Raw genomic sequence first — 14,363 nt, 5'->3', positions numbered from 1 at the left:
TTTGCCCGACACTAGGATCACGCCGCACGCTTGCCAAGGGAAACCGCTTCCAGAAAACGGCGCGGATCGGCCGCGCGCGCGCCGCGCCGCGACGACAGGGCCGCGCACAGATCGTCCAGCGCCTCCAGCGTATGCACGGCGCGGAACTCGTCGACATGCGGCAGCATGGCGCGCACGCCGCGCGCGCGCGCCTCGAACCCGTCGAAACGCAACAGCGGATTGAGCCAGATCAGCCGCCGGCACGATTTGTGCAGCCGTTCCATCTCGCGCCCGAGCAGGTCGATGTCGTCGCGCTCGAGCCCGTCGGTGATCAACAGCACGATCGCGCCCTGGCCCAGCACGCGGCGCGACCACAGCCGGTTGAATTCATAAAGCGTGTGGCCGATGCGCGTGCCGCCCGACCAGTCCTTGACCGCCGCGGCGCAGTCGGCGAGCGCCTCGTCGGGATCGCGATGGCGCATCTGCCGGGTCAGATTGGTCAGCCTGGTGCCGAACACGAAGGAGTGCACGCGCTGGCGTTTTTCTGTCAGCGCATGCAGGAAATGCAGGAAGATGCGGGTATACTGGCTCATCGAGCCGGAAATATCGGCAATCGCCACCAGCGGCGGATGGACTTCGCGCACGGAGCGGAATTTCGGCAGGATCAGTTCGCCGCCGGTGCGCAGTCCGGCCCGCAGCATGGCGCGCGGATCAGTGCGCGCGCCGCGCGGGTCCGGCCGCCAGCGGCGGGTGCGCACCTGGTCGAATGGCAGCCGCAATGCCGCGATCGCCCGCTTCGCCTCGGCCAGTTCGACGGCCGTCATCTGCGAAAAATCCTTGCCGCGCAGGATCTCGCTGGTCGAGGTGGTCAGCCGCGCGTCGACCTCGATCTCGGGTATCTCCTCACGCGGCCGGTTTTTCTCGTGGCCTTCGAACATGGCGTCGGCGACGCGCGATTCGGCCGCGCGCGGCCGTTCCCTTTCCCGCTGGTCGACCGCCTGCGGCGAAAACATCGCCAGCATTTTTTCCACCAGCTCGCGCGATTTCCAAAACAGCCGGAACGCCTCGTCGAACACCGCGTGGTCCTCGCGGCGCGTCACCAGCACGGCATGCAGGGTCCAGTAGAAATCGTCGCGGGTGCCGATGCCGCCGGCCAGCACGGCCTCGATCGCATCCTTGACCGCGGCCGGGCCGACGCGCATGCCGGCCTTGCGCAACGCGCGGGCGAAATAGACGATATTGTCGGCGATACGCCCGTCCGGCGGTGGCGTGCGGGAAGCGGAAACCTGCTGATCCATGGCCCCGGCCGGCCCTAGTCGCTCGCCGCGAGTTCGCTGCGCACCTCGTCGAGCAGCTTGCGCCCCTCGCCTTCCTCGATGCGGGCGATGTCGTCTTGATATTTCAAAAGCACGCCGATCGTGTCCGACACGGTCTCGGGATCGAGCGCGACCTTGTCGAGTTCGGTCAGCGCGCTCGCCCAGTCGATCGTCTCGGCAACGCCCGGCGCCTTGAACAGGTCCATCTGGCGCAATCTCTGGATGAAGCCGACCACTTCCTGCGACAGGCGCTCATTGGCCTGCGGCACCTTGCGATGGACGATCTCGAGCTCGCGCTGGGCATCGGGATAGTCGACCCAGTGATAGAGGCAGCGGCGCTTGAGCGCGTCGTGGATCTCGCGCGTGCGGTTGGTGGTGATCACCACGATCGGCGGTTCGGCGGCGCGGATCGTGCCGAGCTCGGGCACGGTGACCTGGAAATCGGACAGGATTTCGAGCAAAAAGGCCTCAAAAGCCTCGTCGGTGCGGTCGAGCTCGTCGATCAAAAGCACCGGCGCGCGGCCGTTTGTGCCGGAGAGCGCGTCCAGGATCGGCCGGCGGATCAGGTATTTTTCGGAAAAGACGTTCTTTTCCATCGTGCCGCGGTCGACCGCGCCGGCGGCCTCCTCCATGCGGATTTCGATCATCTGGGCGGCGTAGTTCCACTCATAGACGGCCGAGGCGACGTCGAGACCCTCATAGCATTGCAGGCGAATCAAGCGCCGGTCGAGCGCGCTCGCCAGAACCTTGGCGATTTCGGTCTTTCCGACCCCGGCTTCGCCTTCCAGAAAAAGCGGCCGCTGCATGCGAAGCGCAAGGAAGAGCACGGTCGCCAGCGCGCGATCGGCGACGTAGTCGGCGTCCTGCAAAAGGGCGAGCGTTTCGTCGATCGATTGCGGAAGGGCGGGCGGTGTCGGGCGCGTCATTGCGTCTCCGGATAAGGGATCGACCCTGGAAGCGGTTTGCCGCCCGACCGTCAGAGCACGCGGTAGGCGCGGTTGTGATAGACAAGCGGATCAAGGCTATCGCCGATATCGAGGCCTGTCACCCTGCCGAAATAGACCCGGTGGGTGCCCAGTTCCTTGGTATCGACGATTTCGCAGTCGAACACCGCCAGCGCGCCTTTCAGCACCGGCGCGCCGGTTGAAATGCGGTCCCACTCGGCGGCGGCGAAGCGCGCGTCCTGGCTCTTGCCGGTCAGGCCGGAGAAATCCGACGACAGGGCTTCGTGCGAGGCCGCCAGGGTGTTGAGTGCGAAGACGCCGTTGCGCAGGAAACAGTCGTTGTTTTCGTTCTCGCGATTGAGGCAGACCAGGATCGTCGGCGGATTGTCGGTCACCGAGCAGGCGGCGATCGCCGTCACGCCACGCCGGCCGAACGGCCCGTCGGTCGTGATCACGTGAACCGCGCCGGCAAACTGCGCCATCGCGTCGCGATAATGGCGTGGTTCGATTTCGCTTTTCTTCAACACCTGCCGCCCGGCCTTTCCGCCAGCAAACACCTGGCCCTACTGACAAGCAATATAGGCCCGCGCGCTTACGCCACAAGCCGTATACGCGCAAGACGAGTTGCGCTGATCCAGCGGCTTCTTTACGAAACGGCGGTAGCGGTCCCGCAAGCGGAAACCATCACGCGATGCGCATGTCGAAGCGATTGGCGATCCTTTTTGCCGCCATCTGTGCCGCGCTGCCGGCCCATGCGGCCGAGCCGCGCATCGGCCTGGCCGCGCCGTTGTCGGGCGCGAGCGCCTTGCTGGGCGCACAGATGGAGGCTGGCGCGACGGCGGCCGCCAAGGCCGACGGCAAGGCTGCGCTGGTGGTCAAGGACACCGGCTGTTCGGCGGTGGGCGGCGCGGTTGCCGCCAACGCCCTGATCGCCGAAGGCGTCGATCTGGTCACCGGCTTTGTGTGCATCGAGGCGATCGAAGCCGCCTTGCCGGTGCTTTCGGGCGCGGGCATTCCCGTCATCGTCACCGGCGTGCGCGTCGACGCGCTTACCGACCGGCGCGACAAGACCGGCTGGCCGGTATTTCGTCTCGCCCCGCGCGCCGACGCCGAGGCGCAGGCCGTCGCCCGTATTCTGACCCGGGCATGGCGAAGCGAATTGTTCGCGATCATCGACGACGGCACCATTTACGGACGCGAACTGGCCGAAAGCCTGCGCGTGGCGGCCGAACTGGCCGGTCTCGATCCGGTGTTCATCGATACGTTCCGGCCGCAGCTGCCCAACCAGATCGCGCTCGCCGGCCGGCTGCGCAAGGCGGGCGCGACCCATGTGTTTGCCGGTGGCGACCGGGCCGACATCGCCCTTCTCGGCCAGGCGGCGGCCGAGCTTGGCTATCCCCTGCAGATCGCCGGCGGCGAGGCCTTGCGCGCCGCGCGCGACGAGGCCGACCTTGTCGCCGGCACCTTGATGATCGGTCCGCCCGACTGGGCCGACATCGCCGATCCCGGAATTGTCGCCGCGCTGCGCCGGACCGGTGTCGAGCCGGACGGCTACGTCCTGCCGGCCTACGCGGCGGTCGAGATCGCGCTGGCGGCAAGACGCACCGCCGGCGACGCACCCGCCGCCGACGTGCTCGCGGCGACGCGGTTTGAGACCGCGCTCGGAGCGGTGCGCTTCAACGATATCGGCGACTGGGCCGGGACGCGCTACCGGCTGTTTCGCTATGACGGCCAAACCTTCGAACAGGTCGATCTGGAATGAGTTTTACCCCCGGCCCGCGCAACCTTTTGACCGACATTGCCGGCCTGCGCGTCGGCTCGGCCCACGACGACAGGCTCAATTCGGGTGCCACCGTCGTGCTGTGCGACACGCCGGCGGTGGCCTCGGTGCAGGTGATGGGCGGCGCGCCCGGCACACGCGAGACCGATCTTCTGGAGCCGCACAACAGTGTCGAGACCGTCAACGCACTCGTGCTTGCGGGCGGTTCGGCGTTCGGCCTCGACGCGGCCTCCGGCGTCCAGGCCTGGCTGCGTAAGCACCATATCGGGCTTCAGGTGCACGACCAGCGCGTGCCGATCGTGCCGGCGGCGATCCTGTTCGACCTCGTCAATGGCGGCGACAAGGGTTGGGGGCGCTACCCGCCCTATCGCGAGCTCGGCTACCAGGCGGCGCAGAACGCAGCGGGCACGTTCGACCTCGGCACGGCCGGCGCCGGCTACGGCGCACTGACGGCCGGGTTGAAAGGCGGGCTCGGCTCGGCCTCGACGCGGCTTGCCGACGGCACCACGGTCGCCGCCCTGGTCGCGGTCAACGCGGTCGGCTCGGTGACGGTCGGCAGCACGCGCCATTTCTGGGCGGCCCCGTTCGAGGCCGGCTCCGAATTCGGCGGCCTCGGCCTGCCCAGCCCGCTGCCCGACGATGCCGGCGAGGTGCGGCTGAAGTTCCGCGATCCGGGCCTTGCCGCCAACACCACCATCGCGGTGGTGGCCACCGATGCCGCTCTGACCAAGGCCGAGGCCAAGCGCCTGGCCGTCACCGCCCATGACGGGATCGCCCGTGCGATCTGGCCCGCCCACACGCCGGCCGACGGCGATCTCGTCTTCGCGCTTTCGACCGGCGTCCGGCCGGCGCCTGACAATGTGGCGATGATGGAACTTTACGCCGTGGGCGCGGCCACGCTGGCGCGCGCGATCGCGCGCGGCGTCCATGCGGCGCGCCCCGGTTCGCGCGACGTGATGCCGGCCTGGTCGAGCCTCACCTAACTCCTACCCCTATCGAGAGGCCGGCCGCGCCTGTCCCGCCCGGCACGCGCCCGTGATAGACTTGGTTCAGAATCGATCCGCAACAAGGATTTCGCCATGCTCGACCGTGCTGCCGCGATGTTTTGGGCCGCAGCCTTTTTCCTGTGCGCGCCGGCGGCCTCGGCCGGCGATGTGGCCGAGCTCGAGATTCTCGGCTTCTCGGATGACGCCTCGATCTTCGCTTTCGAGGAATACGGCGTTCAGGACGGGTCGGGTTTTGCCTACGCCAACCGCTATTACATCGACGTCGAGAACGACAGTTTTTTGCCCGGTTCGCCGTTCCGCGTGCTTGTCAGGGACGAAACGGTAAGCCTCGATACCGTACGCGCCCAGGTCAAGGCCGCCGCCGAAACCGTCGTTGCCGATGCCGAGCTGGCGCGCAACAAGGGCTGGCTTGCCGCCTACAGCCCTGTCACCGAATTGTCGGGCGATCCGGGCCGGATGGCGATCAATCCGCGGCCGGTTCTGCCGCCGATCGACGCGGCGGTCGCCTTCCATCTCGAGGAGATCGGTTTGGCCGCGCCGGAACGATGCGCCGCCTTCGGCCCGGTCGTCGGCTACCGCCTGTCGCGCGTCGATCTCGAACCGGGCGGCGCGTTCGTGCGCCTGCATCAAGACGAAACGATCCCGCAAAGCCGCGGCTGCCCGCTCGGATACCGGCTCGGCGCGGTGCAGACTGTCTATCCGCAGGGCGGGCCGCCCTCCTTCGCGGTGATGATCGCGGTGCGCGGCTTCGGGTTCGAAGGGCCCGACATCCGCTGGCTGGCCGTGACCGGCCGGCTGTGAGCGCTGAAAGAACAAACCAGCCGGCCGTGCCGTTGTCCCGCGCCCGCGGCACCGGCAGGCGAACGCTCGCGACCCTGGCGGCCGGCGCACTGGCCTGGTCGCTGCTGATGGCGGCCAGTGCCGTGCTGACGCTTTGCCGCGACGGCTGGCAGGAACCGGCCCATATCCGCGCGGTCGCGGTCTTGTTCGGCCTGGCGGCCTTCCTCGCCTATCCCGTTGCCGTGATCCTGGCCGGCTGGGCGAGCGGCGGCAAGAAATTCGACACGCGGCTTGCCGCCCATCTCTTCCTGCTCGGCGCCGGCACGCTCGGGCTGACGGCGGCGTTTTACGGGCTCGACCATCGCGCCTATTTTTCCCAGTGGCACGCCGCGCCGTTCACGGTCACCTGGTCGATCCAGTATTTTTTCACCGTGGCCGGCGCGTTTTACCAGTTCGCCGCGTTCGGCATGCGGCTCTATCTGCCGATCGGCATTCCGGCGCTTTGCCTGTTTGCCCTATGGCATGCCGCGAAAGCGCGTTGAGCCGGGCCGGCGGCTCTGTTACGACGCAGCCACTCTTTCCGTTCACAGGATACAAGCATGATCCCGCGCTATTCGCGGCCCGATATGGTCGCAATCTGGTCGCCCGCGACGAAGTTCCGCATCTGGTTCGAAATCGAGGCGCATGCCTGCGACGCGCTCGCCGAACTCGGCGTGATCCCGAAAGAGGCAGCCAGAACCATCTGGGACAAGGGCGGCAAGGCCACGTTCGACATTGAACGCATCGACCAGATCGAGGCCGAGACCAAACACGACGTTATCGCCTTTTTGACCCATCTGGCCGAGATCGTCGGGCCGGAGGCGCGTTTCGTCCACCAGGGCATGACCTCGTCCGACGTGCTCGACACCTGTTTCAACGTGCAGCTGGTGCGCGCCGCCGATCTGCTCCTGGCCGATCTCGACGCCCTGCTCGCCGCGCTGAAAAAACGCGCCTTCGAGCACAAGGACACGATCACCATCGGCCGTTCGCACGGCATTCACGCCGAACCGACCACTTTCGGCGTCAAGCTCGCCCAGGCCTATGCGGAATTTTCGCGCTGCCGCGAGCGGCTGGTCTTCGCCCGCAAGGAGGTCGCGACCTGCGCGATCTCGGGCGCCGTCGGCACGTTCGCCAATATCGACCCGCGCGTGGAGGAGCATGTCGCCGACAAGATGGGGCTGGAGCCGGAGACGGTGTCGACCCAGGTGATCCCGCGCGACCGCCACGCGATGTTTTTTGTCGTGCTCGGGGTGATCGCCTCGTCGGTCGAGCGGCTCGCCGTCGAGGTGCGCCATTTACAGCGCACCGAGGTGCTGGAGGCGGAGGAATATTTCGCGCCCGGCCAGAAGGGCTCGTCGGCCATGCCGCACAAGCGCAATCCGGTGCTGACGGAAAACCTCACCGGGCTTGCCCGCATGGTGCGCGCCTACGCGCTGCCGGCGATGGAAAACGTCGCCTTGTGGCACGAGCGCGACATCTCGCATTCCTCGGTCGAGCGCATGATCGGGCCCGACGCCACCGTCACGCTCGATTTCGCGCTGGCCAGGTTGACCGGGGTCGTCGACAAGCTTCTGGTCTATCCCGAGACGATGCAGAAGAATCTCGACCGGTTCCGCGGGTTGGTGCACTCGCAACGCGTGCTGCTGGCGCTGACCCAGGCCGGGGTGTCGCGCGAGGACGCCTATCGGCTGGTGCAGCGCAATGCCATGAAGGTCTGGGAGCAAGGCAAGGATTTCCTTGAAGAATTGCTCGCCGACGCCGAGGTGCGCGCCGCGCTTTCGGAAGACGAAATCCGTGAAAAATTCGACATCGGCTACCACACCAAGCATGTCGACACGATTTTTGCCCGCGTGTTCGGGCGCGACTGAGACGATCGGCGTGCCGGTGCCTGCCTTGCTTTGCCGGCCTGAAGCCGGGTGGCCTTGCCCAGCGCGGATCGCCTCGCTACATGGGCGGCCATGAAGGCCAAAGACACCGATATCCTGATCATCCCCGGCTACACCAATTCCGGCCCCGGCCACTGGCAAAGCCGCTGGCAGTCGAAACTGTCGACGGCGCGCCGGGTCGAGCAGCGCGAATGGTCGAAGCCGGTGCGTGGCGACTGGATCGCGCGCGTCGCCGAGGAGGCCAACCGGGCCGAGCGGCCGATCCTGCTCGTGGCGCATTCACTCGGCATTCCAACAGCCATCCACGCTTTGCCGGTGATCGAAAAACCGGTTGCGGGCGCGTTTTTCGTCGCCCCACCGGACGTGGCCAACCCGAAGATCAGGCCGAAACATCTGATGACCTTCGGACCCTATCCGCGCGAGCCGCTGCCGTTTCCCTCGGTGGTGGTGGCGAGCCGCAACGACGAGTTCTGCGCCTTCGACGTCGCCGAGGACATCGCCGCCGCCTGGGGATCGCTGTTTGTCGATGCCGGCGAGGCCGGGCATCTCAACGCCGAATCGGGTTTCGGCCCCTGGCCCGAGGGTTCGCTGCTGCTGGCGAAATTCCTGTCGCGGCTGTAGAGCCCGCGGCGGCGCGGGTGGTTACCCGGTCGCGGCTTGGTTCCTGGCGGCCTTTTCGGCGGCGCGGCGGTCTTTTTCGGCCTGGTAACGCGCCTTCAGCTTGGACGCCCGGCCTTCCTTGACGGTCTGCGGAGCGCGGCCGAAGGCAAGCGCGTCGTCGGGCACGTCGGCCACGATCACGCTGCCGGAGGCGACATAGGCGCCGGCGCCGATCGAAACCGGCGCGACCAGCGAGGAATTCGAGCCGATAAAGGCCTCGGCGCCGATTTCGGTGCGGTCCTTGGTAAATCCGTTATAGTTGCAGGTGATGGTGCCGGCGCCGATATTGGCCCTGGCGCCGATCGTGGCGTCGCCAATATAGGTGAGATGGTTGACCTTGGCGCCCGGCCCGATCTCGGCGGCCTTGACCTCGCAGAAATTGCCGACCTTGGCGCCTTCGGCCAGATCCGCGCCCGGCCGCAGCCGCGCGAAGGGACCCACTTCGGCACCGTCGGCGATCGTGGCGCCCTCGATATGGGAAAAGCCGCGCACGCGCACGCGGTCGCCGATCTGCACCCCCGGCCCGAACACGACATGCGGCTCGATCGCCGTGTCGCGGCCGATCGCCGTGTCGTGGGCGAAAAACACCGTCTCCGGCGCCGTCATCGACACGCCGTCGAGCAGCATGCGCCGGCGCCGGCGGGTCTGCCAGATCGCCTCGGCCTCGGCCAGTTCGGCGCGGTTGTTGATGCCGAGCACGTTTTCGAACGCCACTTCGGCCGCGACCACGCGCAAGCCCTGCGCCCGCGCGATCTCGACGATGTCGGTCAGGTAATATTCGCCCTTGGCGTTGTCGTTGCCGACCGCCTCGAGCAGGGCGAGCGCCCGGGCGCCGTCGATCGCCATCAGCCCGCCATTGCAAAACGTGATCGCCCGTTCCGCCGCGCTGCAGTCGCGGTCCTCGCGAATCGCCACCAGCTCGCCGCCCTGTTCCACCAGACGGCCATAACCGGCCGGCTTGTCGGTGCGAAAGCCCATCACCACCACGGCGGCGCCGTCGGCCAGGCCTTGTCGCGCCTCGGCCAGCGCCTCGGCCTCGATCAGCGGCGTGTCGCCGAACATCACCAAAATATCGTCGAACCCGTCGGCGATCGCGTCGCGGGCGGCAAGCACGGCATGGGCCGTGCCCAGCCGTTCGGCCTGGACGAAGGTCCGGCAGCCGGCAGCGTGGGTCTTGAGCGTTTCGGAGACGGTTTCGGCGCCATGGCCGACCACCAGGGCGAGCGCTCCGCTGCCGGCGGCGCGCGCCGCGCCGAGCACATGGGCGGCCAGCGGCAGGCCGGCGACCGGGTGCAGCACTTTCGGCAGATCGCTTTTCATCCGCGTGCCCTCGCCGGCGGCGAGGATGATCGACAGGCAGCTGCGTTCTCTCATGGGGATTTCCGTATCGCGATTGGGGACGGTTCGCGCCGTCTTTATCATCGCGCGCCCGGCAATCCAATCGCCCCGGCGGGCGCGGGAGCCTATCCCAGTTGGCCGAGCGCGGGAAAGGTTTCCAAAAGCCAGTAGGAGGCGGCCTGGATGCCGCCGGTCAGAAACAGCACGCCGGCAATCACCAGCAGCCCGCCCATCACCTTTTCCACCCGTCCCAGATGCAGGCGGAACCGACTAAGGAAGCGCATGAAGGCGCCCGAAAACAGCGCCGCCAGCAGGAAGGGAATGCCGAGGCCGAGCGAATAGGCAAACAAAAGCGCCGCGCCCTCGCCGACCGTGCCGCGCCCGCCGGCCAGGGTCAGGATCGGGCCGAGAACGGGACCGATGCACGGCGTCCAGCCGAAGGCGAAGGCCAGCCCCATCAGATAGGCCGCGGCCGGCCCGGCCTGCGCGCCGCCAGCCTGGAAACGGGCCTCGCGCGACAGGAAGGGAATGCGGATCAGGCCGAGAAAATTCAGCCCCATCAGGATGATCAGAATGCCGGCGACGATCGCCAGTTCCTGCTGCCAGGCCCGCAACAGGCCGCCTATGGTCGAGGCGCCGGCGCCAAGCGCGACGAAGACGGTGGAAAAGCCGAGCACGAAGGCAGCCGCCGCGCCGAGCAGGGCAAGCCTTGTGCCGGTGACCTGCGCAGCGGCCTTGCCGTCACGGAAATCCTCGACCGAGACGCCGGCCATATAGCACAGATAAGGCGGCACCAGCGGCAGCACGCACGGCGACAGGAAGGACAGCGCCCCTGCCCCGACCGCGCTCGCATATCCGACATCGATCGCCATGACGGCCCTTACACCTCGTGCCCGCGCGCCCGGCCCGTGCCGGCCAGGGCGTGCGATCCGGCTATAGCCTCCCGGGACGGGGCCTGCCAATCACCCTTTCGTGGGCGAATTGTCCCGGTCAGCGCACCGTGTCCCGCCTTTCACCAACAAGATCGCCGATGACGCGCTTTTGCGGTTGACCCGAGGATGCCGCCTCCCTATTTTCCGCCCACTTTCGGGGCCGAACAGGCCCTGCGGGAGCGCGTAGCTCAGCTGGTAGAGCAACTGACTTTTAATCAGTAGGTCCAGGGTTCGAGCCCCTGCGCGCTCACCAACATCCGCATCCTTCATGCATGAGAGGCATCGTCGTGTCCGCGACGACCGCCAATATTGCTGCCACGGGCGCCGGTCGGCCACGCCGTGACGACGGGGTGCGTGATCGCACCATACACGCGGCGAGCGTCATGGGTGAGTTTGCGGCTGCGGACCGTGATTCCCGAAAGCGTATCTCCCACGCGATCTGGCAACATTCGGGTGGCACGGTCCGTCCCCTGCCCGTGGACGAGGCATGGGCAGGGGCCCTCGTGAAAAAAACCGCCGGCATCGGGCGACGCCAGGCGGTTTTTTACGATGTCGTTCCGTGTCGCCCGGGATTCGGCGACCTAGCCGACGAAGGCGCGTTCGACGACGAAGTCGGCCGGCGCGGCGTTCGATCCCTCGACCAGGCCGGATTTTTCGACCAGCGCCTTGACGTCGCGGATCATGTCGAGCGATCCGCAGATCATCACCCGGTCGCTGGCGGGGTCGAACGGCGCGACGCCGAGATCGGAGAACAGCTTGCCCGATTCGATCAGCGTGGTGATGCGGCCGGTCCGCTCACCGTCCTCGCGCGTGGTGGTGGGATAATAATGCACGCGTCCGGCGACCAGCTCGCCGATCAGCGGATCGGCCCGCAACCCGGCGATCAGCTCGTCGCCGTAGGCGAGCTCGGCGACGTCCCGGCAGGTATTGGTCAGCACGATCTCGTCGAATTTTTCATAAGTGTCGGGGTCGCGGACCAGACTGGCGAAGGGCGCGATGCCGGTGCCGGTGGCGATCATGTAGAGCCTTTTGGCCGGGCTCAGCGCGTCGTTGACCAGCGTGCCGGTCGATTTCTGGCGCAACAAAACGGTGTCGCCGGGCACGATCTTCTGCAATTCCGACGTCAGCGGCCCGTTCGGCACCTTGATGGAATAAAACTCCAGTTCCTCGTCCCAGGCCGGGCTGGCGATCGAATAGGCGCGGAACACCGGCTTTTCGGCGTTGGGCAGGCCGATCATGACGAATTCGCCGGAGCGGAAGCGGAAGCTTTGCGGGCGGGAGATGCGGAAGGAGAACAGCCGGTCGGTATGATGTTTCACCGAAACCACGGTCTCGGCATGCACGCCGGCGGGAATGGGAAAATCCGACTGGCGGACAATCTCGTTGCTATTGGCGGCGACATTCGTCATCCGGTGCACCTTCCTGGCAAGCGTCGGTTGAAATGGCCGCGTCGGCGGCCGGTTGTGACAAACGGTGCCCGGCCAGGCCCGTTCGCGGGGTTGTTCGCCCCTGTCTCTTGCTCGCGAAATTAATTAGTATACAAATGAATATCGGGTCAAGATCGAGACCGGGAGAGCTGTTCCAAATTGCCGGCCATTGTTAGGCCGCGCGTTCGGGAAAACCGAGATGGACGAAAAAAACCGCGCCGGCCCCGCCTCAACCGTGGCCGGCATCGACGTTGGCGGCACGTTTACCGACCTGATCCTTATCGACGCTGCATCGGGTGGACGCGTCCGGCTTGCCAAGACCCCCACCACCGGCGCTAACCAGGCCGAGGGCGTGGTCGATGCGCTCGCCCAGACCGGCTTTGCCGTCGAGGCGATCGACCTGATCGTGCACGGCACCACCACCACCACCAACGCGGTCTTGGAACGCCGGCTGGCGCGCACCGGCATGATCACCACGCGCGGCTTTCGCGACATTATCGAGCTCGGCCGGCGCACCCGGCCGCAGCCCTACGGCATGACCGGCCGTTTCGTGCCGGTGATCGCGCGCGATCTAAGGCTCGAGGTCGGCGAACGCATGATGGCGGGCGGCACCGTGCACACGCCGCTCGACGAGGCGGAATTGCGTGACGCCGTGATCCGGCTGCGCGATCTCGGCTGCGAGGCGCTTGTCATCCATTTCCTGCACGCCTACGCCAATCCTCGCCACGAGCTGCGGGCGGCCGAGATCGCGGCCGAGCTCTGGCCCAACGACCACATCACCATGGCGCACGCGCTTTTGTCGGAGGCGCGCGAGTTCGAGCGCGGCGTGACCGCGGCCGTCAACGCCGCCGTGCAGCCGATCCTGAAACGTTACGTCGAGCGGCTGCGCCGCGACCTGCGTGGCCAGGGCTACAAGCGCGAATTTTTGGTCATGAACGGCAATGGCGGCATGATCTCCGCCGGGCTGGTGGCGCGCGAGGCCGCCAAGACGGTGATGTCGGGTCCGGCCTCCGGCGTGATGGCGGCCGCCTATACCGCGCGGCGCGCCGGTTTCGGCGACGTCGTCACCTACGACATGGGCGGCACCTCGACCGACGTCGCCATGGTCCGCGCCAGCCGCCCGGCGGTCTCCAACGAGATCGAGATCGAATACGCCATGCCGATCCATGTGCCGATGGTGGACGTGCGCACGGTCGGCGCCGGCGGCGGCTCGATCGCCCGCGTCAACGATGCCGGTCTGTTGGAGGTCGGCCCCGAGAGCGCCGGCGCGGTGCCCGGGCCGATCTGTTACGGGCGCGGCGGCACCCGGCCGACCGTGTCGGACGCCAATCTGCTGCTTGGCCGGCTCAACGCGCAAAAGCTGCTCGCCGTCGACGGCGCGGCCGACATCAAAGCCGTGCGGGCGGTTTTTTCGCACACGCTCGGCGCCCCGCTCGGGCTCGACGCGACCGAGGCGGCCGGCGCGGTTTTGAAGATCGGCAATCTCAGGATGGCCGGCGCCATCCGCATGGTCTCGATCGCCAAGGGGCACGACCCGCGCGACTTTTCGCTGTTCGCCTTCGGCGGCGCAGGCCCGCTGCATGCCTGCGCGCTCGCCCGCGAACTGGGTATCCCGCGGGTGATCGTGCCGGCCCGGCCCGGCATCACCAACGCGCTCGGCTGCGTGGTGGCCGATCTCAGGCACGATTTCGTCAGAACGCTGAACCGCCCGCTGGCGAGCGTCGACATGGCGACGGTGCACGCGATCCTGGAAGAACAGGCCGACGACGGCCACGACCAGATCGCACGCGAGGCGGTGCGCCCGGAACGCGTCGAGGTCGCCCATTCCGCCGACATGCAGTTCGTCGGCCAGACCCATCTGCTCAATGTCGCCCTGCCTGGGCCCGAGGTCGACCGCGCGACGCTGCAGGCGTTGTTCGAGGAGGCGTATTTCGCCCGTTTCAAGGTGAAACTGCCGGAAATCCGCGCCAATCTGGTCAATCTCAACACCTCGGTGATCGGCATCCGCCCCGAGCTCGACCTGTCGACGCTGATCGATCCGGCCGGACGCGCCGACACGCTCGCCGCCGCGCGCACCGAGACGCGGCCGGTCTGGTTTGCCGGCGACTGGCTGGACACGCCCGTCTATGCCCGCGAAAAACTGCCGCTTGCCGCCCGCATCGACGGCCCGGCGATCCTGGAACAGATGGACGCCACCACCGTGCTGGAACCCGGCGACCGGGCCGTGAGCGACGGCGACGGCAATTTGATCATCACCGTTGCAAAGGCGTGAGCG

The 14,363-nt window shown here is 67.3% G+C and carries 13 protein-coding genes and 1 tRNA gene; 8 read left to right on the top strand and 6 right to left on the bottom strand.

Annotated features, from left to right (window positions below):
- Positions 1–17: 17 nt before the first annotated feature.
- From GN330_RS08870 to GN330_RS08860, 3 genes are read right to left on the bottom strand one after another with little or no spacing between them, the layout of a single operon-like run.
- A complete protein-coding gene (locus GN330_RS08870; RefSeq protein WP_156712326.1) occupies positions 18–1,277 on the bottom strand; it encodes a vWA domain-containing protein in 1,260 nt (419 codons plus the stop codon).
- Between the two features lie 14 nt (positions 1,278–1,291).
- Positions 1,292–2,221: an AAA family ATPase gene (locus tag GN330_RS08865; protein WP_156712325.1), complete on the bottom strand. Its 930-nt coding sequence runs from the start codon at positions 2,219–2,221 to the stop codon at positions 1,292–1,294.
- A gap of 50 nt (positions 2,222–2,271) precedes the next feature.
- A complete protein-coding gene (locus tag GN330_RS08860) occupies positions 2,272–2,766 on the bottom strand; it encodes a flavin reductase (RefSeq protein ID WP_343040471.1) in 495 nt (164 codons plus the stop codon).
- Positions 2,767–2,936: 170 nt separating this feature from the next.
- On the opposite strand from GN330_RS08860, the gene GN330_RS08855 reads away from it, so the two are divergent.
- The 6 genes from GN330_RS08855 (at position 2,937) to GN330_RS08830 (ending at position 8,352) form a co-directional block, all read left to right on the top strand.
- Positions 2,937–4,001: a branched-chain amino acid ABC transporter substrate-binding protein gene (locus tag GN330_RS08855; RefSeq protein ID WP_246188599.1), complete on the top strand. Its 1,065-nt coding sequence runs from the start codon at positions 2,937–2,939 to the stop codon at positions 3,999–4,001.
- The gene (locus GN330_RS08850; protein ID WP_156712323.1) at positions 3,998–5,002 is read left to right on the top strand and encodes a P1 family peptidase; all 1,005 of its coding nucleotides are present in this window, start codon (positions 3,998–4,000) and stop codon (positions 5,000–5,002) included. The genes GN330_RS08855 and GN330_RS08850 overlap by 4 nt, the downstream gene beginning before the upstream one ends.
- A 96-nt stretch (positions 5,003–5,098) precedes the next feature.
- Entirely contained in the window at positions 5,099–5,827 is a 729-nt protein-coding gene (locus GN330_RS08845) for a DUF2259 domain-containing protein (RefSeq protein ID WP_246188598.1), read from the top strand.
- 32 nt (positions 5,828–5,859) lie between these two features.
- Positions 5,860–6,348, top strand: a complete 489-nt coding sequence (locus GN330_RS08840; protein ID WP_156712322.1) for a hypothetical protein — start codon at positions 5,860–5,862, stop codon at positions 6,346–6,348.
- Positions 6,349–6,405: 57 nt separating this feature from the next.
- Positions 6,406–7,713 (top strand): adenylosuccinate lyase, encoded by a 1,308-nt coding sequence (purB, locus tag GN330_RS08835; RefSeq protein WP_156712321.1) that lies wholly within the window; start codon positions 6,406–6,408, stop codon positions 7,711–7,713.
- Between the two features lie 90 nt (positions 7,714–7,803).
- The gene (locus GN330_RS08830; RefSeq protein ID WP_156712320.1) at positions 7,804–8,352 is read left to right on the top strand and encodes an RBBP9/YdeN family alpha/beta hydrolase; all 549 of its coding nucleotides are present in this window, start codon (positions 7,804–7,806) and stop codon (positions 8,350–8,352) included.
- Positions 8,353–8,373: 21 nt separating this feature from the next.
- On the opposite strand, the gene glmU is transcribed toward GN330_RS08830, so the two are convergent.
- Both glmU and GN330_RS08820 read right to left on the bottom strand, forming a co-directional pair.
- A complete protein-coding gene (glmU, locus tag GN330_RS08825; RefSeq protein ID WP_156712319.1) occupies positions 8,374–9,765 on the bottom strand; it encodes a bifunctional UDP-N-acetylglucosamine diphosphorylase/glucosamine-1-phosphate N-acetyltransferase GlmU in 1,392 nt (463 codons plus the stop codon).
- Between the two features lie 89 nt (positions 9,766–9,854).
- On the bottom strand, positions 9,855–10,601 hold the full coding sequence (locus tag GN330_RS08820; protein ID WP_156712318.1) for a cytochrome c biogenesis CcdA family protein: 747 nt from the start codon (positions 10,599–10,601) through the stop codon (positions 9,855–9,857).
- 237 nt (positions 10,602–10,838) lie between these two features.
- On the opposite strand from GN330_RS08820, the gene GN330_RS08815 reads away from it, so the two are divergent.
- A tRNA-Lys gene (locus GN330_RS08815) sits at positions 10,839–10,914 on the top strand.
- A gap of 328 nt (positions 10,915–11,242) precedes the next feature.
- Here GN330_RS08815 and GN330_RS08810 read toward each other — a convergent pair.
- Positions 11,243–12,070 (bottom strand): ferredoxin--NADP reductase, encoded by an 828-nt coding sequence (locus GN330_RS08810; protein ID WP_156712317.1) that lies wholly within the window; start codon positions 12,068–12,070, stop codon positions 11,243–11,245.
- Between the two features lie 217 nt (positions 12,071–12,287).
- Here GN330_RS08810 and GN330_RS08805 point away from each other — a divergent pair, with 217 nt between their 5' ends.
- Positions 12,288–14,360 carry a hydantoinase/oxoprolinase family protein gene (locus tag GN330_RS08805; protein WP_156712316.1) on the top strand — a complete coding sequence of 691 codons (2,073 nt, stop codon included), beginning with the start codon at positions 12,288–12,290 and terminating at the stop codon, positions 14,358–14,360.
- Positions 14,361–14,363: the final 3 nt, after the last annotated feature.

It is taken from the genome of Nitratireductor arenosus (genome assembly GCF_009742725.1).
Taxonomy (GTDB): domain Bacteria; phylum Pseudomonadota; class Alphaproteobacteria; order Rhizobiales; family Rhizobiaceae; genus Mangrovimarina; species Mangrovimarina arenosa.
This window is presented reverse-complemented; position numbering and strand designations above follow the sequence as displayed.